The sequence below is a fragment of the Rhizobium sp. 10N427 genome (genome assembly GCF_056394605.1).
Genome location: NZ_JBFTID010000012.1, coordinates 31,815 through 58,299, shown reverse-complemented (window position 1 = coordinate 58,299; position 26,485 = coordinate 31,815). Strand labels below are relative to the sequence as shown.

The 26,485-nt window shown below is 61.4% G+C and carries 23 protein-coding genes; 16 read left to right on the top strand and 7 right to left on the bottom strand.

What is annotated here, in order from left to right; all coding sequences use genetic code 11:
- Positions 1-31 precede the first annotated feature (31 nt).
- The gene (locus AC1DIJ_RS22280) at positions 32-1,243 is read right to left on the bottom strand and encodes an alpha/beta hydrolase (protein ID WP_112389975.1); all 1,212 of its coding nucleotides are present in this window, start codon (positions 1,241-1,243) and stop codon (positions 32-34) included.
- A gap of 169 nt (positions 1,244-1,412) precedes the next feature.
- Here AC1DIJ_RS22280 and AC1DIJ_RS22275 point away from each other — a divergent pair, with 169 nt between their 5' ends.
- Positions 1,413-2,819: a DUF1254 domain-containing protein gene (locus AC1DIJ_RS22275; protein ID WP_112389974.1), complete on the top strand. Its 1,407-nt coding sequence runs from the start codon at positions 1,413-1,415 to the stop codon at positions 2,817-2,819.
- A gap of 35 nt (positions 2,820-2,854) precedes the next feature.
- Here the strand turns inward: AC1DIJ_RS22275 and AC1DIJ_RS22270 are convergent, their stop codons facing one another.
- Together AC1DIJ_RS22270 and AC1DIJ_RS22265 are read right to left on the bottom strand one after the other, a co-directional pair.
- Entirely contained in the window at positions 2,855-4,159 is a 1,305-nt protein-coding gene (locus tag AC1DIJ_RS22270) for an aspartate aminotransferase family protein (protein ID WP_112389973.1), read from the bottom strand.
- Positions 4,156-5,208, bottom strand: a complete 1,053-nt coding sequence (locus AC1DIJ_RS22265; RefSeq protein WP_148194323.1) for a phosphotransferase — start codon at positions 5,206-5,208, stop codon at positions 4,156-4,158. Before AC1DIJ_RS22265 ends, AC1DIJ_RS22270 begins: the two co-directional genes overlap by 4 nt.
- A gap of 110 nt (positions 5,209-5,318) precedes the next feature.
- On the opposite strand from AC1DIJ_RS22265, the gene AC1DIJ_RS22260 reads away from it, so the two are divergent.
- Positions 5,319-6,536: an ROK family transcriptional regulator gene (locus tag AC1DIJ_RS22260; protein WP_112389971.1), complete on the top strand. Its 1,218-nt coding sequence runs from the start codon at positions 5,319-5,321 to the stop codon at positions 6,534-6,536.
- Between the two features lie 2 nt (positions 6,537-6,538).
- Here the strand turns inward: AC1DIJ_RS22260 and AC1DIJ_RS22255 are convergent, their stop codons facing one another.
- A complete protein-coding gene (locus tag AC1DIJ_RS22255; RefSeq protein WP_112389970.1) occupies positions 6,539-7,564 on the bottom strand; it encodes an SIS domain-containing protein in 1,026 nt (341 codons plus the stop codon).
- 28 nt (positions 7,565-7,592) lie between these two features.
- Entirely contained in the window at positions 7,593-8,483 is an 891-nt protein-coding gene (locus AC1DIJ_RS22250; protein WP_112389969.1) for an N-acetylglucosamine kinase, read from the bottom strand.
- A 139-nt stretch (positions 8,484-8,622) separates the two neighbouring features.
- Here AC1DIJ_RS22250 and AC1DIJ_RS22245 point away from each other — a divergent pair, with 139 nt between their 5' ends.
- The 7 genes from AC1DIJ_RS22245 (at position 8,623) to AC1DIJ_RS22215 (ending at position 15,710) form a co-directional block, all read left to right on the top strand.
- Positions 8,623-9,873, top strand: coding sequence for an extracellular solute-binding protein (locus tag AC1DIJ_RS22245; RefSeq protein WP_112389968.1), 1,251 nt, complete (start codon positions 8,623-8,625; stop codon positions 9,871-9,873).
- A gap of 1 nt (position 9,874) precedes the next feature.
- Positions 9,875-10,810 (top strand): carbohydrate ABC transporter permease, encoded by a 936-nt coding sequence (locus tag AC1DIJ_RS22240; protein WP_112389967.1) that lies wholly within the window; start codon positions 9,875-9,877, stop codon positions 10,808-10,810.
- Positions 10,811-10,839: 29 nt separating this feature from the next.
- Complete coding sequence (locus AC1DIJ_RS22235; protein ID WP_112389966.1) at positions 10,840-11,670, top strand: carbohydrate ABC transporter permease; 831 nt, start codon at positions 10,840-10,842, stop codon at positions 11,668-11,670.
- A 20-nt stretch (positions 11,671-11,690) separates the two neighbouring features.
- Positions 11,691-12,743 carry an ABC transporter ATP-binding protein gene (locus AC1DIJ_RS22230; protein ID WP_477831554.1) on the top strand — a complete coding sequence of 351 codons (1,053 nt, stop codon included), beginning with the start codon at positions 11,691-11,693 and terminating at the stop codon, positions 12,741-12,743.
- Positions 12,744-12,752: 9 nt separating this feature from the next.
- Positions 12,753-13,517, top strand: coding sequence for an SDR family NAD(P)-dependent oxidoreductase (locus AC1DIJ_RS22225; protein WP_112389964.1), 765 nt, complete (start codon positions 12,753-12,755; stop codon positions 13,515-13,517).
- 112 nt (positions 13,518-13,629) lie between these two features.
- Positions 13,630-14,634, top strand: coding sequence for a GlxA family transcriptional regulator (locus AC1DIJ_RS22220; protein WP_112390083.1), 1,005 nt, complete (start codon positions 13,630-13,632; stop codon positions 14,632-14,634).
- Between the two features lie 113 nt (positions 14,635-14,747).
- Entirely contained in the window at positions 14,748-15,710 is a 963-nt protein-coding gene (locus tag AC1DIJ_RS22215; RefSeq protein ID WP_112389963.1) for a GGDEF domain-containing protein, read from the top strand.
- 4 nt (positions 15,711-15,714) lie between these two features.
- Here the strand turns inward: AC1DIJ_RS22215 and AC1DIJ_RS22210 are convergent, their stop codons facing one another.
- Positions 15,715-16,728: a LacI family DNA-binding transcriptional regulator gene (locus AC1DIJ_RS22210; RefSeq protein WP_112389962.1), complete on the bottom strand. Its 1,014-nt coding sequence runs from the start codon at positions 16,726-16,728 to the stop codon at positions 15,715-15,717.
- A gap of 221 nt (positions 16,729-16,949) precedes the next feature.
- Here AC1DIJ_RS22210 and AC1DIJ_RS22205 point away from each other — a divergent pair, with 221 nt between their 5' ends.
- The 5 genes from AC1DIJ_RS22205 (at position 16,950) to AC1DIJ_RS22185 (ending at position 22,410) form a co-directional block, all read left to right on the top strand.
- A complete protein-coding gene (locus AC1DIJ_RS22205) occupies positions 16,950-18,089 on the top strand; it encodes a sugar ABC transporter substrate-binding protein (RefSeq protein WP_112389961.1) in 1,140 nt (379 codons plus the stop codon).
- 78 nt (positions 18,090-18,167) lie between these two features.
- A complete protein-coding gene (locus AC1DIJ_RS22200; RefSeq protein WP_112389960.1) occupies positions 18,168-19,706 on the top strand; it encodes a sugar ABC transporter ATP-binding protein in 1,539 nt (512 codons plus the stop codon).
- Positions 19,703-20,698: an ABC transporter permease gene (locus AC1DIJ_RS22195; protein ID WP_112389959.1), complete on the top strand. Its 996-nt coding sequence runs from the start codon at positions 19,703-19,705 to the stop codon at positions 20,696-20,698. Before AC1DIJ_RS22200 ends, AC1DIJ_RS22195 begins: the two co-directional genes overlap by 4 nt.
- Positions 20,695-21,678: an ABC transporter permease gene (locus tag AC1DIJ_RS22190; protein WP_112389958.1), complete on the top strand. Its 984-nt coding sequence runs from the start codon at positions 20,695-20,697 to the stop codon at positions 21,676-21,678. Before AC1DIJ_RS22195 ends, AC1DIJ_RS22190 begins: the two co-directional genes overlap by 4 nt.
- Positions 21,679-22,053: 375 nt before the next feature.
- Positions 22,054-22,410, top strand: coding sequence for a hypothetical protein (locus AC1DIJ_RS22185; protein ID WP_112389957.1), 357 nt, complete (start codon positions 22,054-22,056; stop codon positions 22,408-22,410).
- Here the strand turns inward: AC1DIJ_RS22185 and AC1DIJ_RS22180 are convergent.
- Positions 22,394-22,945, bottom strand: coding sequence for a ribonuclease H family protein (locus AC1DIJ_RS22180; RefSeq protein WP_112389956.1), 552 nt, complete (start codon positions 22,943-22,945; stop codon positions 22,394-22,396). The genes AC1DIJ_RS22185 and AC1DIJ_RS22180 overlap by 17 nt on opposite strands.
- Before the next feature lie 139 nt (positions 22,946-23,084).
- Here AC1DIJ_RS22180 and AC1DIJ_RS22175 point away from each other — a divergent pair, with 139 nt between their 5' ends.
- A complete protein-coding gene (locus AC1DIJ_RS22175; RefSeq protein WP_405049668.1) occupies positions 23,085-23,354 on the top strand; it encodes a hypothetical protein in 270 nt (89 codons plus the stop codon).
- Positions 23,355-23,506: 152 nt separating this feature from the next.
- On the top strand, positions 23,507-26,479 hold the full coding sequence (locus tag AC1DIJ_RS22170; RefSeq protein WP_112389955.1) for an autotransporter outer membrane beta-barrel domain-containing protein: 2,973 nt from the start codon (positions 23,507-23,509) through the stop codon (positions 26,477-26,479).
- Positions 26,480-26,485 lie beyond the last annotated feature (6 nt).

Here is a 26,485-nt window from a genome sequence, read left to right as displayed (position 1 = left end):
TGAGCGTAAATGCTGGACTAAACCGGCCGGCTCATTGCGTCAGCGGCTTGGATTGCTGGTCTTCCCGCAAGGTCGCTCCGACGTCCGAGTCCGCGGGCCTGTGCGCCGGTTGTTCAACGATCGTCAGTGGCGCCGCCACCGCCGTGCCCGCCACCGTTCCGACCGTGCGCACCGTGCCGCCGACGACCGCCGCCACGCCTTGGCCGAGAGTGATGTTGGAGTCCGTCAGGGTCTGCCCGGTCATCAGCCGCTGACCGATCAGCTGGACGATCTCCGGGCTCTCGGCGAATTTGCCATGATTGAGCCGGTCACCGGATTTGACCTGGGTGAGGTCGATGGCAGTGATGGAGGCCTCAGCGAGCTTCGATCTATACGGCTCCTTGGACGGGTCGATGGCGCCGAGGCGTGAAACACGCCCGGTAATGAAGCTCGACAGCGCCAGCGCCCGGTCGTCCTGCGACACGAAGATGGTGAACTTCGGCCGCGGTTCGCCCATCTCGACGAATTGCTTGGCGAAGACCTGAATATCGATATCAGGCGATGCCAGAATGACATTATGGATCTTGCGGTTCACGTGGCCGTCGCGAATGCCCATCTGCCGAAGAGACTCCATCGCCAGCCATGTTCCCATGGAGTGGGCAAGCACCGTGATGTCCTTCACCTCGGGGTCCTGCGCCAGCACGCGAAGCGTCTGTTCGAGCGCGGTCCGCGAATAATTGGTGCTTTCCTTGTCGTATTCATAGCCCGTCACTTCGGCGCGCGACGGCCAGGTGAAGAGGATCGGCGTGGCATGCATGCCGCTGTCATGGACGATCTGTGCCAGCCGGAAGACGGAATCCTCGTATTTGTTGTTGAAGCCGTGGATGAAGACCAGCGCATGGCCGCCTTGGATATGCTGCTTGAACCAGACGCGCCCTTCGGGCACCGTCGCGATCGGCTGGACGTGGGTCACCGCGAAGTCGGTCGCAGGATTCGGCGGCAGGCGTTTCGGCCATTGCACCTCGCCGGATTTCCTGCCAGGCGGAAGCGATACGGAAATGTCGGTGAGATAGGGCTTCGGGCTGCGCTCACCGTTGAAAAGTGTGGCAGGGTCGCCGGATGGCTGGCGCGTCGTGGCAACGAGCATATCGACCTGCGCGGTCTTCGGCGTCGCCGCCGTCAGCACCACAGGGGTCATGACGCCGCTCGGATGTCCGCAGGATGCGAGCAGCAGCACAATGGCGAAAACAGCTGATATCTTCATTCCGGCTCCATCGATCCCCAACGTCGGCACAATAGGCATCGCGCCCGCACGCGTAAGTACGCAACGGTAAACCGCTGTAAATTTACGGTCCGGTCAGAGGCGTTTACCGTTGCGTACTTATGTTCCCTCTTCGCAGCGCTATCGTTGGTGCAAAGTGGAGGGCAATCCGATGAAGCTGCTACCGGCACTATGCCTGCTATTGTTGACGAGCCTGCCAGCGATGGCGGCAGACAAGGCGAGAAGCGAGATTACCGATCGCGAGATCGAGCGAAAGGCGGTCCAGGCCGTCGTCTGGGGCATGCCTGCCGTCAACTACGATCTGATGCGGCAGGAGATGCTGAACAAGACACCGGGCAAGGTCGGCCAGGTCATCTATTGGGGCGAACCGCTCGACTGGAAGAACCAGACGCTGACGCCAAATCCCGATGCGCTTTACTTCATGGCGTTCTTCGACACGAAAGACGGGCCTTTCGTTCTCGATCTTCCTGCAGCAGAGGCGAAGGGTTCCTTCAACGGCAATATTGTTACGGTTTGGCAGCAGCCGCTTGAAGATGCCGGTCTGCTCGGCGCGGACAAGGGAAAGGGCGGAAAATTCCTCATCCTACCGCCTGATTACAAGGAAACACCGCCTGACGGATACATCCCGCTGAAATCCAATGTCTACGGCGGCTATATACTGTTCCGCTCCAATATGGCGAGCCATGACACCGCCGATGTTGAGGCCTCCATCGAATATGGAAAAAAGATGAAGGTCTATCCGCTCTCGGCAGCGGCCAATCCCCCTCAGACCGTGTTCAGCGATGTGAAGGACATCGTTTTCGATTCGACGATCCAATGGGACGCGCGCTTCTTCGACAATCTCAATCGTGTCGTCCAGGAGGAGCCGTGGATCGCGCGTGACCGGGTCATGATCGATCAGCTGAAGTCGCTCGGCATCGAGAAAGGCAAGCCCTTCAAACCGGATAGTCACGTCAAATCGTTGCTGGCAAAGGCCATGAAGGAAGCGCAAGCCCTGCTTCAAGCAAAGTACGATGACGGTTTTGCGCCGTTTTTCAGCGAGACCAGCCGTTGGACCTTTCCAGGCTATGCCGACGTCGTCACGGCCGCCCAAAGGGATTTCGACGAGGCGGATTCCTATCCTGTCGATCATCGCGGGGTGATCTACACGATGGCCTATATCGGCATCAAAAGACTGGGCGCCGGTCAGTTCTACTCGATCTCCATCCGCGACAAGGACGGCCGCGCCTTCGACGGGCGCCACACCTACAAACTGAACGCGCCGGCAAATGTGCCTGTTCAGCAATATTGGTCGGTGACCGCCTATGACCGCAAAACCCATGCGCTGATCAAGAACGTTTCGCGCGCCAGCCGATCCTCGCAGATTCCGGATCTCGCAAAGAATGCCGATGGTTCCATCGATCTGTATTTCGGGCCAAGGCCGCCGAAGGGCAAGGATGCCAATTGGGTCCCCACCGATCCGAAAAGGCACTTTGAATTGATGTTCCGCGCCTATGGGCCAACCAAGGATTTCTTCGACAAGAAATGGGTACTGTCCGATGCCGTCAGACTTCAGTAGGCCGCCGCCCGACCTTCTTGCCGTAGCGGGCCCGTTCACATCGCGCCTAGCGTCTGCTCCAATGCGTCCAGAAACTGATCGGCGTGATCACGGGCAAAGACCAGCGGCGGGCGGATCTTCAGAACGTTGGCGTCAGGGCCGCTGGCGCTAATCAGAACCTGTCTCTCCCGGAGACCGTTGACGATGCGCGCTGCAAGCGATGCCGACGGCCTGCCGTTCTCGACGATATCGGCCCCGATGAAGAGCCCTGCACCGCGGATATCGCCGATCCCCGGAAAGCGGGTCTTCAACGCTTCGAGTCCGTGCAGGAAATGGGTGCCGACGTCGCGGGTATGGGCAATGAGATCCTGCTCCTCAATGAAGCGTAACACGGCCATGCCTGCGGCGGCGGCGACAGGATTTCCGCCGAACGTGTTGAAGTAGCGCGAGTTCTTGCCGAATTCGGCGATCACCTCGGGTCTGGCGATCAGTCCGGCGACGGGATAGCCGTTACCCATCGGCTTGCCCGTCGTGACCAGATCGGGCACGAAGCCGTGGCGCTGGAATCCCCACATCGCCTCGCCTGTTCGCCCGAAGCCAGGTTGCACTTCATCGGCAACGAAAATGCCGCCTGCCGTCCGGATCGCCTCGACGGCCGGCTTGAGGAAGCCGGCATGGCCTGGGATGACGCCGTCGCTGGAAAAGATCGTATCGACGATCAGCATCGCCGGCTTGATGCCGTGGCGTGTGAGATCGGCAATTGCGGCCTTCACGCCGTCGGCAAAGGCGGCTTCCATCTGTTCAGGCGGAAGCGAAGGATCGGGTGCGGCGACGGTGCGCACATGCGCTCCGAGATCGACATTGGGGCCGAGCGAGGGTGAGAAGGCGGCAACTGTTGCCGTGACGCCGTGATAGGCATGCGCCGTTACGATGATGCCGGTTCCGCCGGTATAGCTGCGGGCGATCCGCACGGCCAGATCGTTGGCCTCGCTGCCGGTGCAGGTGAACATGACCTGGCTGAGTTCATCCGGGCATGTCGCGGTGAGAGCCTCGGCGTAGTCGAGGATGTTTTCGTGCAGGTAGCGCGTATGCGTGTTCAGCGTTTCGGCCTGGCGGGCGATCGCCTCCAGCACCGCCGGATTGCCGTGGCCGATGGAGGCAACGTTGTTATAGGCGTCGAGATAGGCGCGTCCTTCTGCGTCGTAGAGCCAGACGCCTTCGCCGCGTACGAAATGCAGGGGCCGCTCATAGAACAGCCGGTAGGCCGGTCCGAGTACGCGTTCGCGCCGCTTGATCATCGATTGCTCGGCAGCGCTCAGGCGCTCGAAATCGCCGGCTCCGAATGCGTTGGCCATGGTCATGCTGAGTCTCCGATAGTCTGCCGGAAGAAGGCGGCAAGCGCTTCGTCGCTATGATCCGCCAGGCAAATGAGCCCGGCAAGGGCTGCCGGGTGGTTGCGCAGGATGTAGTCGCGGTTTTCAGGGTAGAGGCTGGCACGCCATTCCGGGATGAGAACGGTCATCGCCAGCCGCGTCCGCAGAAGACAGGGCAGTGCCGAAAGCTCGTCTGCGGAGAGCGGGCGGACCGCATGATAGGCCTGAAGCATCGCAACGATAGCCTCCATTCCGTCGTCACCGCCCGCCTGATAGGACAGCGCCACGGCGAGATCGTTGACCAGCGGCGCCTCGACGAGATCGCCGAAGTCGATGACCCCGGTGATCTCCGCAGGGTCGTCTGCCGCTACGAGAATGTTGTGCGGATTGAAATCGTTGTGGATCACTTGCCGTGGGAGCCCGGAAAATCCATTGGAAGCGAGACGCTCGAAGCCGTCGAGCGCTGAAACGACGAGGCTGCGCCGCTCTTCGCCAACGTGAGAGGTGAGGGGCCGCAAAGCGGCGGCGTTGCAGATGTCCCAAAGCAGGTTCTGCAGCAGCGGCTCAGGTCTGAAATCCGCCAGAGCCTGAGCGAGTCGCGCCAGGCTGCGCCCCAGCGCTTGTATCTGCGGCACGGAGCGCGGTGCCTTGTAGAGCTGAACGCCATCCAGAAATGTCAGCATGCGTACGAAGCGCTGGTCGCTTCCGAAACCCAGCTTGAGGAGAAAATTGCCGTTATAGGCCGGGATCGGCTTGGGAAGGGGAAGCGCCAGCGGTTTGCGCTCGAGGTGGCGCAAGGCATCGGTCTGGAAGGTCAGCACATCGGCGCGCTCGGCCGTATTGGCGATCTTCAGGATCGCGCGCTGGCCATGCGTGGCCTGGATCAGGAAGGTCTCGTCGCGTTCGCTTGAGAGTACCGAAGCGCGGCCGGCGATGCAGAAATACTGGGCAGCAATGGCTTCGACGCGCGCAAGCGGCGTCCTCTCCAGTTTTGCCGTCAGGGCGTCGTTGGTATCGGGCTCGGAGGTTTGGGTCATCAAGCTGGCCTTTATTGACACCGGGTCACGGACGATGTTTGAAATTCGATGCTGCGCGATTTGAACGATGCGTTGCACGCAACCGGCCAATGCCGGATGAAAGAGAAGCAATGCCGCCAGCCACCATTCCGCCGCTTACCGAAAGCTCCCGCTCCGTTCTGCGCGTCGTTGCGTCTTCCGGCCCGATCACCCGGCCGCGGCTCGGCGCGATGCTCAATCTGTCCAAGCCGACAATGACCGCAGTGATGAACGAGCTCGGCGCATTGGGACTGGTGGCCCCGATCGGTTCGCAGCAGGGGGCAATGGGCCGTTCGGCCACGGTTTATGCCCTGGGGCCGGAAGCCGGATATGTGCTCGGGATCGATGTCGGTGTCGCGCAGGTGCGCGCTGTCGCGCAGGGGCTCGACGGAACGCCGCTCGCAACCGCCGAACTGAAAATCGCCAAGCAGCAGCGCGCCACGACGGAAGAGGTGGCGGAGATCGTCGATGAGGCGGCGCGAACTGCGATCCTGGCGGTCGGCAAGCGCAGCAAGAACCTGCGCAGCATCGCTGTCGCCGTTCCACGCATCGTCTCGCGCAACCGGCTGGGGCTGAGCCGCCGCAAGGGGCCGGAAGCCGTCTTGCAGCGGTTGCGGCAATCCGTCGAAGCGCCGATCCTGCTGGAGAACAACGTCAACTGCGCGGCCTTCGGCGAGCTTCGCGACGGCGCGGCGCAGGGCCGCGAGATCTTTCTGTTTCTGCAGATCGGCGTGCGCATCGGCCTCGGCATCGTCATCGGCGGCAAGCTCTTCCGCGGCTTCAATGGCGCCGCGGGTGAGGCTGGCCGCCTGCCGTTTCCGTGGTCGGCCGGACATGTGCCGGAGCGCGAGGGCCTGGAACATCATTTGGGCTCCGATGCGCTGATGGAACGTTGCATCGCCGGATGGCCCGCCACCGCCGGGGAACCCCCGGCGACGGCACGCGAACTCTTCGACCGGGCGCATGCAGGCGAAAAGGAAGCGGTCCTCTGGGTCAACAGACATGGGGCCGATATCGGGAGAATGGTCGCTGGCTGCATCGGCTTCTTTGATCCGGGTCTCGTTGTTCTGGGCGGCGGCGTCGGTCAGAATCCGCTGATGCTCGATGAGGTCCGTCATGTTGCCCGCGACCTGACCTGGGCGACGGAGATTGCGGTGAGCAGCCTCGGCGTCAATGGCACCGTGCTCGGGGCTACCCGGCTTGCCGCCGACTATGCGCTGGCCGATATTCTCGGCGAAGCGCCGGATGCGACGCTGGTGCTGCCCGCCGGCCCGGCCTCGGACGAGGGGCCGGAAGCGTCTTTCGGCTGATCCTACACTTCCGTCGGCGACCACGGTTTCAGCTTGGTATCGGTTTGGCGATAGCGGAAGGTGATGTTCGTCAGCCCGGCGGCGTCCTGCATGTCGCCTGTTATCATCTGCAGGGCGACGATCTCGATGATCGCATCGGCGATCGGGTGGTTGAGGCCGGGCACGGCGATCACCACCAGATTGTCACGCTGGGCAATGTCGTGGCGGTTGGTGATCAGAACAGAGGGGCAGCCGAAGCCCGCCATGTCCTCGGCGATCTTCGTCTCCCGGCCGTTGCCGAAGGCGATGACACCGGTTCTCCGATCCTGCGATTCCATCGGCCCATGCAGATAGTTCATTGTGTCCCATCCGGCGGCGGGAATACGCACCGCCTCGCGGATCAACATCGCACCTTCGCCGGCATTGGCATAGCCGGTCCCTCCGCCGACGAGATCGATCGAACTGCAGGCACCGAGCATCTTTGCGGCTTCGGACGCTTGCCCCGCGGCGGATTGCAATGTCTTCGAAACAGCGGCTGGCAGGCGGTTCCACTCGGGAGAAGAGCGTCCGCCCGCCAGCCTCTCGCAGAGCAGCCCGATGGCGAGCAGCATGCCGGTATAGCCCGTTGAGCTCGCGCCATTGTCGGAACCGGACCCCGTCGGAAGGACGGCGCCGGTGAGTTCGGCAAGCGGGTTCTCGCTGCCTCTGCAGATCGCAATCTTCGGCGTGGAAGGCCGGAGCCGCATCACGTCTGAGATTTCACGGCTCTGACCCGATGCCGACAGGGCCACGAAGGCGCCGGCGGCGCTATCTAGCGCTTCGTAGAGATCGGTCGGGCAATAGGGAAAGGATGGGATGCCCAGCGCGCGAAGGTAAACGGCGCCCGCCATGGCGGCCTGATAGCTGGCGCCGATACCGGCAAAGCCTACTGTCTTGCCGGCGAATCCGCTGATATCGAGCCTGGCGAGCGCCTCGCGCACGACGCTCAGGCCTTCCGCCAGGCTTTCCGGCTGGCGGGCAACCGCGTTTCTGTAACCAATGCGTTCCATTTCCGCTTCCTCTGTCTATCCAATCGGTTCAGCCGAGCAGGCGGCGCGCGAGCGCCAGCGCGCCGTTGACCGGGGCTGCGCGCAGCAGGGTGATTTCGCTCTTCGGAGAGACTTCCGCCATCGCCCGGCGAAAGGCCTCGAACAGGCTCGGCTGCTCGACAACGACACCGCCGCCGATGACGACGTGACTGGCGTCCGCACCGCGGCTGATCAGAATGCCGACAAGGCGGGCGAGGGCGGCGGCACCGTCCTCGATCACCCTCGATGCGAGTGGCGATTTCTGCGAGGCAGCGTCGAATACGGCATCGGCATAGCTGCCCCAGACGGCCGCGCCGCGCGTCTCGTTGAGCAGGCGGCCGATCTTCGTCGCATCGTCGGTCTGCAGCTTCGACATCAGACCGGCGACAAGCGGATCACCGCTCTCGCCGAGATCGATCGACTTGCGGATCGCCCGGGCGGCTTCCCTGACGAGCGCTGCGGCACTGCCTTCGTCGCCGAGGATCCAGCCCCAACCACCGGCAACCAGCATCTCGCCTTCGCCGTTGCGTGCAACGGCAATCGACCCGGTGCCGGAGACGACCCCGATACCTGCCTCGAAGCCTGCTGCGGGAACCAGCAGTTCGGAATCGTTGACGACCTTGATCTTGCCGGTGAGGTGAGCGCCGAGGTCGCTTTCCATCTGCGTGCAATGTGGACCGGTATCGCAGCCATGGGCACCGACAGCGATAGCGGCAGGTTCTGCCTTCGCCGTTCCCGTGATCAGCGCTGCGAGTACGGCAGCATCGGCGGGCCGGTCCCATGTTCGCCAGTCCGAGGTGGGCACAACCGTATCAGCAACCACATTGCCGTCTTCGCTGACGAGCAGATGCGTCTTTGTGCCGCCGATATCGATGCCTGCGATCAGGCCGCTTTTCGCCATAGAATATATGCCTTCTGCATGAAGTTCGGTGGGCTAAAAAATATAGTTAGGCAGCTTTACAAACTATCTAGCCAAAAGGCAAGAACTATGATTTGTTAATGATCGTGAACACGCCCTAGAAAACGAAAAGGGGAGCGTAATGAGAGTGAGATCGATAGCAGGGCTGCTGACCGCAGCGACAATTGCCTGGGGGCTTTCCGCTCCCTTCACCTATGCCACGGACATTTCCTTCTGGACCTGGCGCCAGGAAGACAAGGCGGCCTACAACGAGCTGTTTGCCGACTTCACCAAGGAAAATCCGGATATCCACGTGAAGTTCGAATCCTTCCCGGATGAGAACTATCCGACGATCGTCTCGACGGCGCTGGCCGGCGGCAAGGGCGGCGATGTCATTCACACGCATGCCTATGGCTGGCTCGAGCAGTTCGTGAAGTCAGGCTATTTCGTCAAGCAGGACAGCTCCAACATGCCCTCGCTGGCAAACATGTCGGCCGATGCGCTCCTGTCGGGCACATACCGTGCAGACGGCCAGGTCTATTCGCTGCCCTTCGCCTCGCAGACCCTCGGCCTCTTCATCAACAAGGATGTCTTCGAAAAGGCCGGTCTCAAGGCGCCCACCACCTGGGATGAGTTCATTACCGTTTCCAAGGCGCTGAAGGAAAAGGGCGTCATTCCGCTCGCCAACGGCCTTGGCACCAGCTGGTTCAACGAAATGTTCGTTGCCTCCTTCACCGGCCCGCTGCTCGGCCAGGATTTCGTCTCCGACCTGAAGACCGGCAAGGCGACTTTCAAGGATCCGCGCTACATCGCGGCGCTCAACAAGCTGCTCGAGCTGCGCGACTACATGTCGCCAGGCTTCGAAGGCATCGATTACGATACCGCGGGCCAGCTCTTCGTCAGCGGCCGTGCGGCCATGCTTGCCGGCGGCAGCTTCGACATCTCCACCTACAAGGGCGAAAACCCGCAGATCAACATGGACTTCATTGCACCGCCGGCTGCAAAGGCAGGCGATGTTCCCCAGGCAACGAAGTTCTATGACGGCGGCTATGCGGTCAACGCAGCATCGCCGAACAAGGAAGCCGCTCTCAAGCTGGTCGCCTGGATGGGCACCAAGGAATTCGGCGACAAGTTCACCGCGCTCCTCGGCAACATCTCGCCGATCAAGGGCGTCGTCGTAAAGGACCCGCTGCTGGCAGAAGTCGCCAAGCTCAACGAGACCGCGATGCCGCACATCAACGTCGTCTATTTCCGCTTCCAGAAGCCCACGGGTTCCGAGTTGCTGCAGAACGACATTACGAAGATGATGTCCGGCAGCATGACGCCCGATCAGCTTGGCGCCGATCTGACCGATGGTCTCGCCAAGTGGTACAAGCCTTTCCAGGGGAAATGACATGAACAAGGACCGGCGCCGCACGACGACTTTTCTGCCGCAGCGCCGGTCCTTGTGGATCTGCTTCCTGCTCTTCCCGGCGATGGCCGTGATGACGCTCTTCGTCGTCTGGCCATTGCTCTCCGCCCTCCGTTTTGCCTTTTATGATTTTAACGGCCTGCTGCCGTCGAACTTCATCGGCCTGGAGAACTTCCGAAAGGTCCTCTTCGAGGAGCCCTATAGCGACTGGACGTTCAATGCCTTCTGGCACAATGTTATCGTCTTCGTCTCTCTGATGGTCTTCGAAAACGGCACCGCTTTCCTCATCGCCTTCGGGCTGTTGAAGGGATTGCCCGGCCACCGCATCCACCAGGTCATCGTGTTTCTTCCTGTGGTGCTGTCTTCCGTTATCGTCGGCTTTCTCTGGAAGCTCTTCCTGCATCCGCTGTTCGGTATCGTCAACGGCGCGCTGGCGCTGATCCACATCCAGGGACCGGCATGGCTCGGCAATGAAAATACCGCACTCGGGAGCATCATCTTCGCCAATATCTGGCATTGGCTGGGTTTCCCGACGCTGGTGCTGCTGGCCGGCATGCAGCGGATTTCCGCCGAGGTGATCGAGGCGGCGCGGCTCGATGGAGCCGGCGACTATGTGCTCCTCCGCCGCATCATCTGGCCGCTGATCGCCCCCAGCGTCACGATCGTCTGCATCCTGACCTTCATCGGCAGCTTCAACTGGTTCGAAATCCCTTATGTCATGGCGGGGCTGACAGGATCGCCCGGCGGATCGACCGATGTGCTCGGCCTCTATTTCTATCGCACGGCCTTCGGCAGCGTCACCAACGGTATCCAGGATTTCGGCCAGGGCAGCGCGCTCGCCGTCCTGATGTTCCTCTTCGTCGCCGGCTTCTCCTTCGTGGCGCTGCGCTTCCTGCGCCGCCGTGAAATCCAGCTCTAGGCCGCCCTTTGCCAGTTTCGGGAAACGACATGAAGAATTCCAACGAGTGGATCAAGAACGGCTTCATTCAGGCAGTGCTGGTGCTGAACGCACTCATCATGCTCTACCCGCTTGTCGTCATGGTACTTTCCTCATTCAAGAAGAATGCAGAGATCTTCACCTCGCCCTTTGCCCTGCCGCAGAGCTTCGGCTTCGACAATCTGCAGAAGGTCTGGGATCAGACGAATTTCATTCGCTACATGCTGAATTCCTTCGGAGTCACGGCGGCCTCGATCATCCTGATCCTGACCTTTGGCACGATGGCGGCCTATGCGATCGCCCGCTATGAATTCCGCCTCGGCAGCGCTGTGCTGATGTTCTTCATCAGCGGCATGACGGTGCCATTGAAGCTGGCGATCATCCCGCTCTTCATCCAGCTCGATACGCTGCATCTGGTCGATACCTATGCCGGCCTCGTCCTCGTCTATGTCGCCATGGGCCTGCCGTCGGCGGTGTTCATCATGACGGGTTTCCTGCGCACGCTGCCGCGCGAGCTGGAAGAGTCCGCGCGTATCGATGGCGCCAGTGAATTGCGGATCATGCTGAAGATCATGCTACCGCTCGCGCGCCCAGCCATGGTGATCGTGGCAATCCAGAATGCGGTGCCGATCTGGAACGACTTCTTCTTCCCGCTGATCCTGATCACCTCGGACAATCTGAAGACATTGCCACAGGGCCTGACTGTTTTCATCGGCGAGTTCACCACAGATTGGGGCGTGATGTTCACCGGCCTGACGCTGGCCGCATTGCCGATCACGCTTCTCTACATCGTGCTTTCCAAGCAATTCATCGCCGGCATCACCCAAGGCGCCGTCAAGTAATTCCAGGAGATTGGACCCGAATGAGCTCCGTGCAAATCCGCAGCGTCAGCAAGAGCTACGCCCAGACCAGCGTTATCAAGGATGTATCCGTCGATATTCCGGACGGCGAGTTCGTCATCCTCGTCGGTCCCTCCGGCTGCGGAAAGTCGACGCTTCTGCGGATGATCGCCGGACTTGAGGATATCAGCGGCGGCGAGATCGCCATCGGCGGCAACGTCATCAACGACGTCGCACCGAAATCCCGGGACATCGCCATGGTGTTTCAGAACTATGCGCTCTATCCGCATATGACGATCCGGGAAAATATGGAATTCGCACTTCAGCTGAAGAAGGTGCCGAAGGCCGAGATTGATGGCAAAGTGATGCGCGCCGCCGAAATCCTCGGGCTTCAGGATCTATTGGCACGCTATCCGCGCCAGCTCTCCGGCGGCCAGCGCCAGCGCGTCGCCATGGGCCGCGCCATCGTTCGCGATCCCAAGGTGTTCCTGTTCGACGAGCCGCTTTCGAACCTCGATGCCAAGCTCCGTGTCCAGATGCGCGCCGAAATCAAGGCGCTGCACCAGCGCTTGAAAACCACCACAGTCTACGTCACCCATGATCAGGTCGAGGCGATGACCATGGCGGACCGCATCGTCGTCATGCGCGCCGGCATCGTCGAGCAGGCCGGAACGCCGCTGGAGCTCTACGACAATCCCGCCAACATCTTCGTGGCGCAGTTTATCGGCTCTCCGGCGATGAATATCATCGAGGGGACGGTTGTTAGAGGGGCGTTCGAGAGCCTCGACGGCATCAGCTTTCCCCTGCCTGCGAATGCGCCAGCCGAGGAAAGCAGGATCCACTATGGCATCCGGCCGGAGCATATCGTCCTGTCGGACAAGGGCGTGGCCGGTATCGTCCATCTCGTCGAGCCGACCGGCGCCAGCACCGAGGTGATCGTCAGCGTCGGCAAGCATCAGGTCGTCGTCCAGGCACATGAGCGGCTGGTCGTGCAGCCCGGTCAGCAGGTCCATCTGGCCTACGATCCTGCAAAGGTCTGCCTGTTCGACGAGGGCGAGCAGCGCATCCGGATCTAGGAGCAGACCATGAGCAGCAGGAAAACTGTCATCATCACCGGTGCCGGATCCGGTATCGGCGCGGCAACGGCGATCGCCTTTGCCCGCAGCGGCTACGACGTTGCCGTCAACTACAGCCGCAACAGGACAGGCGCGGAAGACGTGGTCCGCCAATGCCTGGAAGCGGGAGCCGACGCGATCGCCATCCCCGGTGATATTGCCGGGGATGCGGATTGCCGACGGATCGCGGACGAGACGATCCGCCGCTTCGGCAGGATCGACGCGCTCGTCAACAATGCCGGCGTCACGCGCCAGGCCCCAGCCGGAGATCTCAATGCATCCAACGCTGCAGATTTCGAAGCGATCTTCCGCGTCAATGTCAGCGGCACCTATCAGATGATCCGCGCCGCCGTCCCCTATCTACAGAAGGCGCCGCTGGGGTCGATCGTCAACGTCTCGTCGGACTCGGCCATCTCGGGCTCTGGTTCGTCGCTGGCCTATGCAGCCTCGAAAGGGGCCGTCAACACGATGACCCGCGGCCTTGCGCGGACGCTGGCGCCGCATATCCGCGTCAACGCCGTCTGCCCCGGGTTCGTCGATACTTCCTGGGCGCTCTCCTGGCTCAGCGAAGATGCCTACCGTGAGTTCAAGGCCGGGCTGATTGCCGCAGCACCGCTGAAGAGCATTCCTGAGGCATCGGATATTGCCGATGCGATCCTCTGGCTGTCGGACCGCGCCTCGCGGATGACCGGGCAGTGCCTTGTCATCGATGGCGGGGCGAGCCTCGTAGAGTAAGTTCGGCAGATCAGACGCCGCGGACAGTCTGCGTGAATGTCGCCAACACTTGTGCACGCAATGCTGTTTCCGCATATGCTCGCGACAAACTTGCTGCCGGATGGATCTGCATATGCGTGGCGACAGAGCCAACTCACTGAAGTTGAAGATCGGCTTCCTGCTGGCGCGAAATTTTACGCTGAGCGCCTTTTCCCTGTTCGTCGATACGCTGCGGCTGGGCAGCGATCAGCGCGACAATTCCGGGAGAATTGCCTGCGATTGGTTGGTCATGAGTGTCGACAAGCATTTCGTGACGTCGAGCTCGGGCGTACCCGTGCCACCAAACGCGTCGCTGAAACCACCCGCCGAGTTCGACTATATCGTGGTCGTCGGCGGCCGGATCAACGAGAAGATCGAGGCGCTCGACAGCGCCGCTGTCTCCTATGTCGTCAATGCCGCGCATGCGGGTGTGCCGGTGATCGGCCTCTGCACCGGCAGTTTCATTCTGGCGGAGGCGGGTCTTCTCCAGGGAAAGAAGGCCTGTGTCAGCTGGCTGCACCATGGCGAGTTTCGCGAGCGCTTCCCGGACATCTCCGTGACGTCGCACGAGCTGTTCGTCGAGGACGGAAACGTCATCACCTGTGCGGGCGGCAGCAGCGCGGCGGATCTGGCGGCGTTTCTGCTCAACCGGCATGTCGGAGAGTTCGCCGAGAAGAACGCGCTCGAAATCCTGCAGATCGCTAGACGGCGGGATGCCAACGAGATGCAGCCCCGAAATCCGATCGGGCAGGGCAGTATCGACGATGCGAGGGTCGAAAAGGCGCTTCTGACGATGGAGCAGCATATCGAAGATCTGCTCGATATCGAGGATATCGCATCGCAGAGCGGGCTATCGCGCCGCCAGCTCGAGCGCTCGTTCCGGGCGGCGGTCGGCACTTCTCCGGCCTCCGCCTACCTGATCGTCCGGCTGGACGCGGCGATGCGCCTGGTGAAAACCACGAAGATTCCGCTCGCCGAGATCGCCATTCGCGCCGGCTTTCAGAATTCCTCGCATTTCATCAGAAAGTTCAGGGAGCGTTTCGAGGCACCTCCGGCCACCGTCCGGAAAAATATCAAGCTGCGCGGACTGAGCGGCTGAGACTGCGGCAATAAAGCCTGAGAAACAGAGTGTATCTTCGATGGCTGATAAACCGCCCGTCAATAAATCCATGTCAGATTTCCGTCATCCCATAGCCGGGATGGAGGAACATGATGCCGTCGTCGTCCCCGGTCAGGAAACGATCAAGCCGAACGGACACCGTTGAGGTCGATCGCATCGATCTCGCGAGCGACGTCTATCATCTCAAAAAGGTCTTCGACAGCTGCTCCAAGGCTGCCCGCATCGGCGCCTGGGAATGCAGTCTTGCCGATGAGCGCCTGTGGTGGACCGACATGGTCTACGAGCTCTTCGATGTCGATCCGGGAACACCTTTGGTGCGCGATGAGATCGTCACCATGTATTCCGCCGAGACGCTCAGCGAATTGAAGCGGCTTCGCAGTGCCGCGATCGAGCAGCTCGGCAGCTTTTCGCTCGACGCCGAGGTGATCACCCGAAAGGGAAATCGCCGCTGGATCAGGATCACGGCGCGGGTCGAATCCGAAAACGGCAAGGCGGTGCGGATCTTCGGGCTGAAGCAGGACGTGACGCTCGAGATCATGATGCTGAAGGAAATCCGCCATCGTGCCGATTTCGATCATCTGACGGGACTGGCGAACCGCTTCAGGTTCCATGAGCGCCTCGATACCCTCGTCGGGTCCGGGCTGGCGACCGACTGCGCGCTGCTGCTGGTTGATCTCGACGGCTTCAAACGCGTCAACGACAGCCTCGGCCACCGAGTCGGCGATTCCTGCCTGATCGAGGCGGCGCGCCGGCTGAATTTTGCCGCCGAAGGTGCTGATCTCGTATCCCGAATTGGCGGCGACGAATTCGCGGTCATTTACAGGAGCGCCTCGATCCAGCAGGTGGAGACCGCGGCAAACCGCATCGTCGCCGCCATGCAGTGGAATGCGGGGGACGATATCGCGCTCGGCGCTTCGATAGGCGTCGCATGGGCCGGATCGGGATCGACCTCGGCTTCGCTCTACGAGGAAGCGGACCGGGCGATGTACCGCGCCAAGGCGTCGGGACGAAACCGCTTCGTCGTTCATCAGCCGCCCAGTCTCGACGCCGCCTGATCGCCTAAGATCGCTGTCCGCCCGTGCTCTCGCGCACGATCAGCTTGAAGCCGAGATCGATCTGCTCGGCGCCATGGGCGGTGCTGGCGTTGACGGCCGCCAGAACTTTTTCAGCGGCGAGCCTGCCGGTCTCGTAGCGTCTCGATGCGATGGACGATAGCGAAGGGGAGGCGCAGGCGGCAAATTCCAGGTCGTGGAAGCCGATGATCGAGATGTCGCTCGGAATCCGGATATTGTGTTTCCGACACTCCTGCATGGCGCCAAGCGCAAGGTTGTCGTCGGTGCAGAAGATCGCCTCGGGAATGTTGCCGCGTTCGAACATCTCGGCGCAAAGTGCCGAGCCAAGCGCGATGGAGCTGTGGCGGGGTTTCTGCGTCACGAGCTCCAGGCTCTGATAGTCCGCCTCCTTCATCGCCAGATGGTATCCATCGAAACGCGACTGGGAACGATGATCGAGATTGCCGCTGAGGAATGCAATGCGCTGGAAACCGCGCTCGATGAGGTGGCGTGTCGCCGCCCAGCCGGCCTTCTCCTGCGACATGCCGATATTGATATCGATGGGATCGTCGGAGAGCTCGAATGTCTCGACGACGGGCATATTGGCATGAGCAAGCAGCTGCCGCGCATGTGCCGTGTGGTGAATGCCGGCCATGATGATCGCCTCGACCCGCTGGCCGAGCAGCGCCTTGACGGCATTTTCCTCCTCGAGTTCCGAATAGCGGCTATTGACGACAATGACCTGAAAGCCGGCGCCGACGAGCACTTCATGCAAGGCAAACAGATACTCGGCAAAGATCACGTTGTAGAGCGTCGGCACGATGACGCCGATCGCGTGAGTACGGGCAGAGGCGAGCCGGCTTGCGGCGATATTCGGCACGTAGCCGAGCTCCTTCACCGCGGCGTTGACACGCATGCGCAGGCCCTCGGAGACGGCATCGGGCTTGCGCAGTACCCGTGACACGGTAATCGGGCTGACGCCCGCAAGACTTGCAACATCGTCCAATGTCACGCGTCGCATGAAGTAATTCTCCGGTATGATATATTTCTCTATGCGAAGTCAGAATATCTATAGTTATGCCATAGTTGACAGCGCTAGCAAATAGAATTTGACAGCGCTGTCAACTATGTTACCTTTTTGCCGTTCCGGATATGGATGGGAATGGAGCCTTCCGGATCAAGCATGCCAATCAGATCATACTGGAGAGGCGGCTTCGATCCGCCTCGTGGAGGAGGACATTCATGCCCAAGTCGTTGAAAGCGAAGTCCATCCGGCTCGCTGGCCTTGCCGCGCCCATGCTGGCTCTTTTGTGCAGTGCTGCCTATGCGGAGCCGAAAGTCGTCTCCGGCCCGGCCGCCGATCCGCAATGCATGACGCCATGGGCGTCCGATACGCAATTCCTGCAGTTCCCCAAGAAAGAAGGCCCGTACCGCATCGCGCTGGCGAACGGCTATATCGCCAATACCTGGCGCATTCAGATGGTGCAGACGGCGAAGGCGTATGCCGCGCAGCCTGACGTCAAGGCAAAGCTCAAGGAGTTCAAGGTCGTCTCCACCGGCGAGGACGTGCCGGCACAGATATCGGCGATCAACAACTTCATTGACGCCGGATATGACGCCGTCGTCGTCGATGCGCAGAACCCGACAGCCTTTGGCCCGGTCATCAAGCGCGCCAAGGAGGCCGGTGTCGTCTTGGTTGCCTTCGACAACACGCTCGACAGCAAGGACGCGATCAACGTCAACGTCGACCAGAAAGGTCTCGGGGTCATCTGGGGCGATTGGCTGGTCAAGCATATGCCTCAGGGCGGCAAGGTTCTCGAAGTTCGCGGCGTAGCCGGCACATCCGTCGATACCGACCGCCACGATGGCATCAAGGAAACGCTCGCCGCATCCGGCAAGAAGTTTGACGTGACCGAAGTCGTCGGCAAATGGGACGACGGCGTCGCGCAGAAGGCCACGGCCGACGCAATTGCCACCAACGGCCCGTTCGACGGGATTACCGCCCAGGGCGGTGATACCGGCGTCGTCCAGGCGATGATCGATGCCAAGCATCCCTTCGTGCCGTTTGGTGGCGAGACCGAAAACGGCTTCCGCAAGCTCTGCGCTGCCCATGCCGGCGATGGCCTGAAATGCACGTCGGCCGGCACTGGCCCGGCCCAGGTTGCCGTCGCCATCAAGACGGCGATTGCTGCTCTTGAGGGGCAGGTGATCCCGCAGGCGATCAAGCTGCCGACGGCGCTCGTGTCCGATCCTGATTTCAAGGAAGGCCAGGATTACTATCCGAAGGAATCCGACAATTTCTTCGTCGGCAATGCCTTCCCCACCTGCGGCATCAATTTCACCGCCCAGGAAATCATGGGGCAGAGCAAGGAAAACCAGTAAGCGGTCCAATTTGCCATATTGACTGCGGGCGTTCGCGCCCGCAGCCTTGCTGTTGCTGCGACCGCGGGAGGTGGACGCATGAATTTGCCTGAACCGTTTTTCCGGATGGACGGCGTATCGAAGCGATATGGCGGTGTGATCGCGCTGAAGGATGCGAGCATCGCTATCCGGCCCGGCGCCATCCATGCCGTGCTTGGCGAAAACGGAGCTGGAAAATCGACGCTGATCAAGATCATGGCAGGTGCCGTCGCGCCCGATGAAGGGCGCATACTGCTCGATGGCGGCGAGGTCTCCTTCGCCAGTCCGGCTGCAGCAACGGCTGCCGGTATTGTCTGCGTCTTTCAGGAGCTGTCGCTGATCCCGGACCTGTCGGTTGCCGACAATATCGTCATCAGTAACCCGCCCTTACGCTTCGGCCTGATTGACCGGCGCCGGCAAAGGGCGATAGCCGAAGAAGCGTTGGCACGCGCCGGCGCATCCGACATTCATCCTTCGTCGCTGGTCAAGGACCTGCCGCTGTCGCGCCGCCAGATGGTGGAGATTGCCAAGGCGCTGGCCCGCAAGCCCAGGCTGATGATCCTGGACGAAGCGACGTCGGCCTTGACCCAATCCGATGTCGAGAAGGTTTTCGGCGTGTTGAAGCGGTTGCGTTCGGAAGGCATGGCACTCGTTTACATCTCCCATCGCATGCACGAGATCGCAGCGCTCGCCGACGATTGCACGGTGTTTCGCAATGGCCGCAGCATCGAATCGTATCCCGCCGGCACCAAGACCGATCAGCAGGTGGTCGAATTGATGATCGGCCGCGAATACACCAATGTCTTTCCACCGAAGCCTGCAAAACCGGCCGATCGCGCCCCGGTGCTCTCCTGCCGCGGGCTTTCCTGGGGAGACAGGTTGTCAAATATCAGCTTCGACATTCGCCCCGGCGAGATCATCGGCTTCGGCGGGTTGGACGGGCAGGGGCAGCGCGAACTGCTGCTGGCGCTGTTCGGCGTGCTTCGCGACACCAAGGGCAGTATCGAGGTTGCCGGTCAGCCGGTGGCATTGAGGAGCCCGAAACAGGCAAAGTCGGGCGGCACGTCGATTGCGCTGATCCCTGAGGATCGCAAGACGGAAGGGCTGATGCTGCCGATGACCGTGCGCGAAAACCTGTCGATTGCCGCACTCGGCAGCGTCTCCAGGCATGGCGTCATCGATCGCAGTGCCGAGCAGGCGAGGATCGACGAACTCCTGAAGCTCCTTGCAATCAAGGCCGCAACGATCGACATGCCGGTGGGGGCCCTGTCCGGCGGCAACCAGCAGAAGGTGGTCATCGCCAAATGGCTGATGAACCGCCCGAAGATCACCCTGCTCAACGATCCGACGCGCGGCATCGACGTCGGCACCAAGCAGGAAATCTACGCGCTGTTGCGCAAGCTTGCCGATGATGGCGCGGCAATCATCTTCTACTCGACCGACTACGATGAGCTGATCGGCTGCTGCGACCGTGTTCTGGTCATGTATGACGGCAGAGTCATCCGCTCGCTCGAAGGTGAAGAGATCAACGAGCATGAACTGATCGCCAGCGCACTCAACATCAATCCGCAGGCCGTCGAACAAAGGATCGGGCAATGAGCGCGAAGTCTCCAAGCGACTGGCGGTTCTGGTATGTTCAGCACAAGGGCACGCTGCTTGCCGCGGCGCTGTTCCTCGTCATGTTCGTGATCTATGTCAGCAACCATCCCGCGGGCTTCACGCCGAATGTCGTTCAGACGGCGTCGAACAAGGCAACGCTGCTTGCTTTTGTCGCCATGGCGCAGTGTTTCGTGGTCATCACCGCGGGCATCGACCTTTCGGCCGGCATGATCCTGATCCTTTGCAATTGCCTTGCGTCGTGGCTCGTGGTCGGCACACCGCTGCAAACAGGTCTTGGCATTGTCGCGGTGCTGCTGACCGGCCTTGCCTGCGGCCTGCTCAATGGCCTGATCATCATTTTCGGCAGGCTGCAGCCGATCGTCACGACGATCGCGACGAGTGCCATCTTCTTCGGCCTCGCCTTGCTGCTGCGGCCGACTCCGGGAGGATCGGTGAACGAGGATCTGGCCGATGCCTTCACCTCCAAGCTGTTCGGCATTTTCCCAACCAGCCTGATTGTCCTGGCATTGACGATCCTGATCATCTGGGTACCGTTCAGCCGGTCGGTGCTTGGCCGCGCGGCCTATGCCGCGGGTTCGTCCGAAAACGCCGCCTATATGTCGGGCATGCCGATCAAGCGGGCCAAGCTGGCAGCCTATGCGCTGGCCGGGCTCTTATCGGCGATCGGCGGCCTATACCTGACCTTTTTCTCCTATACCGGCGAGGCGGCGTTTGCGAGCGGCAACGCCTATACGCTCTATTCGATTGCCGCCGTGGTGCTTGGCGGCGTGTCGCTGGCCGGCGGCAAGGGCAGCGCCATCGGCGCGGTGTTCGGCGCCCTGGCTTTCCGCACCATCGGCGACCTGTTGTTCGTCTTCGACCTCGATCCGCTTTGGCAGCCCCTTTTCCAGGGGATCGTGCTGATGGCGGCGATCAGCATCGGCTGCATCGGGCTTGCCCGCGTTCGCAACCGGCTGGAGTGGTTCCAATGAGTGAGGATGCATCCTACATGCGCCAGTCGATCATTCCGGTCCGTCTTCGCAGCGTCGATCCGGCCGTCGCCATCGCCTTCGGCTGCATCATTCTGCTGCTGCTCGGCGGCTCGATCTACTCATCGAATTTCCTGTCTCCCGACTACTTGCTGCAGCAGCTGAAGGTCGCCTCGTTTCTTGGGGTGATCGCGACGGGAATGATGATGGTGATTCTGCTCGGCCAGATCGACCTCTCGGTGCCATGGGTGGTGACGGCGGGCGCGATGATGGCCTGTGCGGCAACGGCCTATGGTACGGCGGGCTCGATCGTTGCGATCCCCTTCGGTATCCTCTGTGGTGCGGCAATCGGCGCCTTCAACGGTGCAGCGGTTGCCTATCTGCGTATTCCATCGATGATCATCACGCTCGCGACCAATGCCGTCGTCCAGGGTCTGATGGTCGTCTATACCGGCGGTTTCGCGCCGCAGGACGCGGCCTCTCCAGCGATGCGCTTTCTTGCTACCGGCTACCTCATTCCGGCCATTCCAAACGGCGTGCTCGTCTGGCTCGTCACCGGCATTCTCACCGTTTTCCTCTTGACGCGGACGACATTTGGCCGCTCGCTCTACGCCATAGGCAACCGTGAACGGGCCGCCTACATGTCCGGCATCGATACCCGCCGGATCACGCTCCTCGCCTTTGTCATATCGGGTGCACTGAGCGCGCTCGGCGGCGTGCTGCTTGCCGGATATGCGTCGAAGGCCTCGCAATCGATGGGAGATGCCTATCTGCTGCCGTCGATTGCCGCTGTCGTTCTTGGCGGCACCCATGTACTGGGCGGCAAGGGCTCATATCTCGGGACGGTTGCAGGCGTGATCCTGATTACCCTGTTGCAATCGATCCTCTCCGTCATGCAGATCGAGGAAGCCGGACGGCAGCTGATTTACGGCGCGGTCATCGTCTGCATGCTGCTGCTCTATGGACGCCAGAAGCTTGCCTGATACAGCGCGGGCCGCGATCCTAGCCGAATTTGGTATCAAACCGTGCTTGCAAATCCATGCAGGCGGAATAGACTAACCCCATGACATCGCTCAGACAGTGACCACGGATGTACTGGCACGAGGCTGAAGCGATAAAGAAAGGTCGGTGCGATTGTTCGCCCGGCCTTTTCTTTTGGACGCGAGTGATCCGCATCTCAGATGGCCGACCGCCGACAGGTGGTGAGCAGGCATCTGAAACAGGTCGCGGCAGACTCAAAAATGCCATGTTGAATGGCAAGACCGGATACAGGCGCGCTCGACTCATCCTTGCGCCTCGTTGCGGTGACGATTGCGTGCAATCGGCGCCAGGCCCCATCAACGCTCAGAAAGTCACTGATGTCCAAAAAATCCTCCGGCGGGTTGTTCGCCGCTGCTGCCGTCGCAATTACCATGCTTTCGGCACCCGGCGCGTATGCTGCCGAGTCTCTGGCGCGCGTGGTTGCCGACGGCAATCCCTGGGAAATGTATGTCGTCAAGCGCCGGGTATCGAATATCCTGGTTTTCAAACCGGATGGCGGCGGAACGATCAGCGACAGCATGGTCAGCATTCACCCGACCTGGAAAGCCGTGGCGGACGGGATCTGCATCAGGACCGAGCCGCAGGCTGCGGAAAAATGCCTGATGCTGAAGCGGACCAAGGAGGGCATCGAGGCGTCTCAAGGCGGCAAGGCGGTCTTCATATTGAAGCGCTGATATTGTCGCCCGTCTTCGCCAGACGCGCTTGTGTCGCCAGCGCGTCGGCGCGAACATTGCCAGCGATGCCGGAATGCGCCTTGCACCAGTTGACGGTGATCTGGTCGTTCTGCTGAAGCTCGATATCGAGGGATTGCCACAGCGCGCGATCGGCAATCGCCCGCTTCCTGCGGCGGCTGTCAGGCTCGATCCTCTTCCAGCCGTTGCTTCTCCAGATGAAACGCCATCGATTGCAGCCCTCCAGCACATAGCGGGAGTCGGTCAGAATGACGGCCTGCCGGTTAGCGGCATGGGCGTTGAGCCATCGAGCGGCGTTCAGGATTGCGGTCAGTTCGACTGCATTATTCCCTGGCGCAGCCGGGAAGCGCCCGGCGCTTGCAAGCACCTCGACCTCATCCGCATAGACGACGAAGGCCCATCCCGCGTGGGCAGCACCTGGCTCGAAGGAGCCATCCGTGAAGATGATCAGCGGTTGGTGGCTCCGGGGAATATCCAGCTGGCTGTTCTCCGGTCCGCTTATAAGCTTCGTCGTCATGGCTGCCAGCCTTGATGCCTTTCCGGGAAGTGGTCAACTGGCTGCTGTCGAGGGAAGCGCCGGTTGACACCGGCCAGCACGACACCTAGCTACGTTTGAAAGTGTCCCGAACATGCGCCGGATGGCGCAGGAGATTAAAGTGGCGAAAAAGGCCAAGGAACCGAAGCTTGAACATTCGGAGCTGTCAGGTGAATTCACGGAAGATGGTGTCACCGTGCTTGTGGACATTTTCCGGACCCAGGGCAGCCAGGAAGACTGGACGATGGAAGTCGTGACCCAGTCGGAAGACCTGATCCGCTGGGACGAACCGTTCGAGACCGACCGCGATGCGTTCGACGAATTCCTGGCGACCATCGCCCGCGACGGGATCGCGTCCTTCCTCGATGACTCGGAGCCGGCCGTCCACTAGCGAGCCGGTTTCAGCGTTTCCCGTCCGGTCGATCAGGATTCGGCAAAGGGCTTTCAACCCAACGATGTAAGACTTCATTAACCAGGCTCGGATAGGAATTGTTAACCGTCCCGCCGGCGAATGGCGGGTGCTTGCTAGCGTCGGCCGACCTGATGAAACCACTGCTTCCGGCATTCTCCCGCCGTCTAGGCCTGTTCACGGCGCTGGCTTCCGTGGTGCTGCCTGTGCACGGCCTTGCCCAATCGGCGTGGTCGGGCAGCTCGGACAATGAATTCAGTAATAGTTCGAACTGGACGCCTGCCGCGCCCGGCGCAGCCGACACCGCTGTCGTCAACACCGGATCTCCGCAGGTCACAAATGGCGTTTCTGTTGGAACGCTCGATGTCGGCGGCGGCAATGTCACCATTACCAATACGGGCGTGCTGAATACGACGAACGGCACCACGATCAGCTCGGGTAGCGTCAGCATCAATGCGGGCGGCATACTGAACTCGAATGTCAGCCTGGATGGCGGCGCGCTTTCCGTCGATGGCGACCTCAACGGCCGCCTGATGCTCAACAATGGCAATGTGACGGTCAACGGCACGCTCGACAGCGCCGTGGTCGGAACGGCGACCGCATTGACCAACAATGGCGGGATGGATGCCGTCGATGTTTCCGCGGGCGGGACGTTCGTCAACAACAATGGCGCCATCACCCAGACGGTCACCAATGCCGGGACGGCTTCCAACGCCGGGACGATCGGCACTCTGACGAATACGGCGGGCAATTTCACCAACAACACCGGCGGCACGGTGACCGGGAAAACCACGGTTTCCGGCGGCACGGTCACCAACAATTTCGTCATCACCGACGCGGACGTTGCCGCCGTTGCCGCCTTCGTCAACAACAATGGAGCCACGGCCGGTGCGATCCGGAATTCCGGCGCGCTCACCAACGCCGGAACGATCGGCTCCGTTCAGAACGACGCCGGGTCGTTCACCAACAATTTCGGCGGCGTCGTTACCGGCGGCACCAACGTCTCGGGCGGCACGGTGACAAACAATGCCACCCTTCACAACGTCAATGTCGGTGCAGATGGCATGTTCACAAATGCCAGCGGCGCGGCGGCCGGCGCCGTCACCAATGCCGGTAACACATCGAATGCCGGTACGATCGATGCCCTGACCAACACCGGCGGCGCTTTCACCAACAATGCCGGCGGGACGGTGACGGGTAAGACGACTGTTACAGGCGGGGCTGTCACCAACAATTTTGTCATCACCGATGCGGATGTCGCTGCGGTCGCCGCCTTCGTCAACAACAGCGGCGCAACTGCCGGTGCGATCAAGAATTCCGGCACCGTGACCAATGCGGGCACGGTCGCCTCGCTTCAGAACGACGGCGGCACGTTCACGAACAACGGCGGTGGTGCAGTCACGGGGGCGACGACCGTCAACGGCGGCAGCGTCGTCAACAACGCAACGCTCGATGACGTCGCTGTTGGGGCAGCAGGCAGTTTCACCAACAATAGCGGGGCGGTCGCGGGCGCCGTCACGAACGCTGGCAACGCCTCTAACGACGGCACCATCGCGTCACTCGTCAACAGCGGAGGCACGTTTGCCAACACTGGGACGATCAGCGGGCCGGCAACGGTGTCCGGCGGCTCGCTGGTCAATGACGGAACGATATCCGGCGCGGTCGATATTTTCGGCGGCGGCCTTTTGTCCGGCAGCGGCGTCGTCGGTGGCCTGACGGTGAATTCGGGTGGCATCCTTTCGCCTGGCCCGGGGATTGCAACGCTTGCGGTAACGGGGGGGCTGACGTTTCGCGCGGGCTCGACCTATCAGGTGGATATCGACGCCAGTGGTGCTGCCGACAAGGTGGACGCGACAGGCGCCGTCGATATCCAGGGCGGCACGCTGGATATAAGGGCGGCGAGCGGCAATTACGGGCTGGCAACCAATTACACGATCCTCAGCGCCGGCAACATCACCGGCACCTTCGATGACGTCACGAGCAACTTCGCCTTCCTGTCGCCGACGTTGACCTACGGCACGACCGCTACCGACATGCAGCTGGATCGCAACAGTGTGCAGTTCGCCGATGTCGCGGAGACGGCGAACGGCCGTTCCACAGCGGCTGCTGTCGAGGCCCTGGGTTCGGGAAATGGTGTCTATGACGCCGTTCTGCCGCTGGATATCAGCACCGCCAACAGCGCCTTCTCACAGCTAAGCGGCGAGGTTCACGCTTCGCTCAAAAGCGCTTTGCTGTGGGAAAGCCGCTTTGCCCGCGATGCAATTATCGAGGAAGTGGCATCGCGCACCGATCAGCAGCACGACCAGGCAACATTCTGGAGCGCTGGCTTCCTGTCTTCAAACAGCTGGCAGGGCGATGGCAACGCCGCCGGTCTCGACACCACGACATCAGGCATCATCGCAGGTGGGGACGTGCCGGTTTCGGATCACTGGCGTCTCGGCGGGATGGCCGGTTACAGCCACGATGCCCTCGATCAGGCGGATACGGATTCATATCACGGCGGTCTTTATGCCGCGGGCGATTTCGGACCCCTCGACCTCGTCGGTGGGGCCATCTATTCTCACAACGACGCATCGACCCAGCGCGACATCGCCTTCGGCACCTTTGCTGATCAGCTGACCGCCGGCTATGCCAGCGCCACGAGCCAGGTCTTCGCCGGCATCTCCTGGACGCAGGAGCTGGATGCCATCAAGCTGCAGCCCTTCGCCAACCTTGCCTACGTCAATCTGGATAGCGATGGCTTCCGCGAGAGCGGCGGTGCGGCGGCCTTGTCGGCTACGGACGGCAACGACGCGATCGTCGCCTCGACGATCGGCTTTCGCTGGTCGGCCGACTGGCCGCAGGGCGATCTTCCAGTCAAGGTCTCCGGCATGTTCGGCTGGCGGCATCTCGCCGGCGACCTGACGCCGTATTCGAGCCTGGCCTTTGCAGGCGGCTCGCCGTTCGTCATCGAAGGGGTCGAGATGCCCCAGGATTCCCTGCTGGTGAGGCTCGGCCTCTCCGCAGCACTCACCAAATCCACCTGGCTGACGCTCAGCTATTCCGGCGAGTTCGGCAAGGGCCTGCAATCCAGTACGGCACAGGCGAGACTGGTTGCGAATTTCTAGGAGGGG

What these genes read in the sequence shown, in the direction of transcription:
- AC1DIJ_RS22255 (WP_112389970.1), bottom strand. Translation starts at nt 7,564, where the DNA reads ATGGAACGCATTGGTTACAGAAACGCGGTTGCCCGCCAGCCGGAAAGC.
- AC1DIJ_RS22185 (WP_112389957.1), top strand. Translation starts at nt 22,054, where the DNA reads ATGTCCAAAAAATCCTCCGGCGGGTTGTTCGCCGCTGCTGCCGTCGCA.
- AC1DIJ_RS22220 (WP_112390083.1), top strand. Translation starts at nt 13,630, where the DNA reads ATGCGTGGCGACAGAGCCAACTCACTGAAGTTGAAGATCGGCTTCCTG.
- AC1DIJ_RS22205 (WP_112389961.1), top strand. Translation starts at nt 16,950, where the DNA reads ATGCCCAAGTCGTTGAAAGCGAAGTCCATCCGGCTCGCTGGCCTTGCC.
- AC1DIJ_RS22230 (WP_477831554.1), top strand. Translation starts at nt 11,691, where the DNA reads ATGAGCTCCGTGCAAATCCGCAGCGTCAGCAAGAGCTACGCCCAGACC.
- AC1DIJ_RS22280 (WP_112389975.1), bottom strand. Translation starts at nt 1,243, where the DNA reads ATGAAGATATCAGCTGTTTTCGCCATTGTGCTGCTGCTCGCATCCTGC.
- AC1DIJ_RS22200 (WP_112389960.1), top strand. Translation starts at nt 18,168, where the DNA reads ATGAATTTGCCTGAACCGTTTTTCCGGATGGACGGCGTATCGAAGCGA.
- AC1DIJ_RS22170 (WP_112389955.1), top strand. Translation starts at nt 23,507, where the DNA reads ATGAAACCACTGCTTCCGGCATTCTCCCGCCGTCTAGGCCTGTTCACG.
- AC1DIJ_RS22260 (WP_112389971.1), top strand. Translation starts at nt 5,319, where the DNA reads ATGCCGCCAGCCACCATTCCGCCGCTTACCGAAAGCTCCCGCTCCGTT.
- AC1DIJ_RS22190 (WP_112389958.1), top strand. Translation starts at nt 20,695, where the DNA reads ATGAGTGAGGATGCATCCTACATGCGCCAGTCGATCATTCCGGTCCGT.
- AC1DIJ_RS22180 (WP_112389956.1), bottom strand. Translation starts at nt 22,945, where the DNA reads ATGACGACGAAGCTTATAAGCGGACCGGAGAACAGCCAGCTGGATATT.
- AC1DIJ_RS22250 (WP_112389969.1), bottom strand. Translation starts at nt 8,483, where the DNA reads ATGGCGAAAAGCGGCCTGATCGCAGGCATCGATATCGGCGGCACAAAG.
- AC1DIJ_RS22270 (WP_112389973.1), bottom strand. Translation starts at nt 4,159, where the DNA reads ATGACCATGGCCAACGCATTCGGAGCCGGCGATTTCGAGCGCCTGAGC.
- AC1DIJ_RS22235 (WP_112389966.1), top strand. Translation starts at nt 10,840, where the DNA reads ATGAAGAATTCCAACGAGTGGATCAAGAACGGCTTCATTCAGGCAGTG.
- AC1DIJ_RS22215 (WP_112389963.1), top strand. Translation starts at nt 14,748, where the DNA reads ATGCCGTCGTCGTCCCCGGTCAGGAAACGATCAAGCCGAACGGACACC.
- AC1DIJ_RS22265 (WP_148194323.1), bottom strand. Translation starts at nt 5,208, where the DNA reads ATGACCCAAACCTCCGAGCCCGATACCAACGACGCCCTGACGGCAAAA.
- AC1DIJ_RS22195 (WP_112389959.1), top strand. Translation starts at nt 19,703, where the DNA reads ATGAGCGCGAAGTCTCCAAGCGACTGGCGGTTCTGGTATGTTCAGCAC.
- AC1DIJ_RS22275 (WP_112389974.1), top strand. Translation starts at nt 1,413, where the DNA reads ATGAAGCTGCTACCGGCACTATGCCTGCTATTGTTGACGAGCCTGCCA.
- AC1DIJ_RS22245 (WP_112389968.1), top strand. Translation starts at nt 8,623, where the DNA reads ATGAGAGTGAGATCGATAGCAGGGCTGCTGACCGCAGCGACAATTGCC.
- AC1DIJ_RS22210 (WP_112389962.1), bottom strand. Translation starts at nt 16,728, where the DNA reads ATGCGACGCGTGACATTGGACGATGTTGCAAGTCTTGCGGGCGTCAGC.
- AC1DIJ_RS22240 (WP_112389967.1), top strand. Translation starts at nt 9,875, where the DNA reads ATGAACAAGGACCGGCGCCGCACGACGACTTTTCTGCCGCAGCGCCGG.
- AC1DIJ_RS22225 (WP_112389964.1), top strand. Translation starts at nt 12,753, where the DNA reads ATGAGCAGCAGGAAAACTGTCATCATCACCGGTGCCGGATCCGGTATC.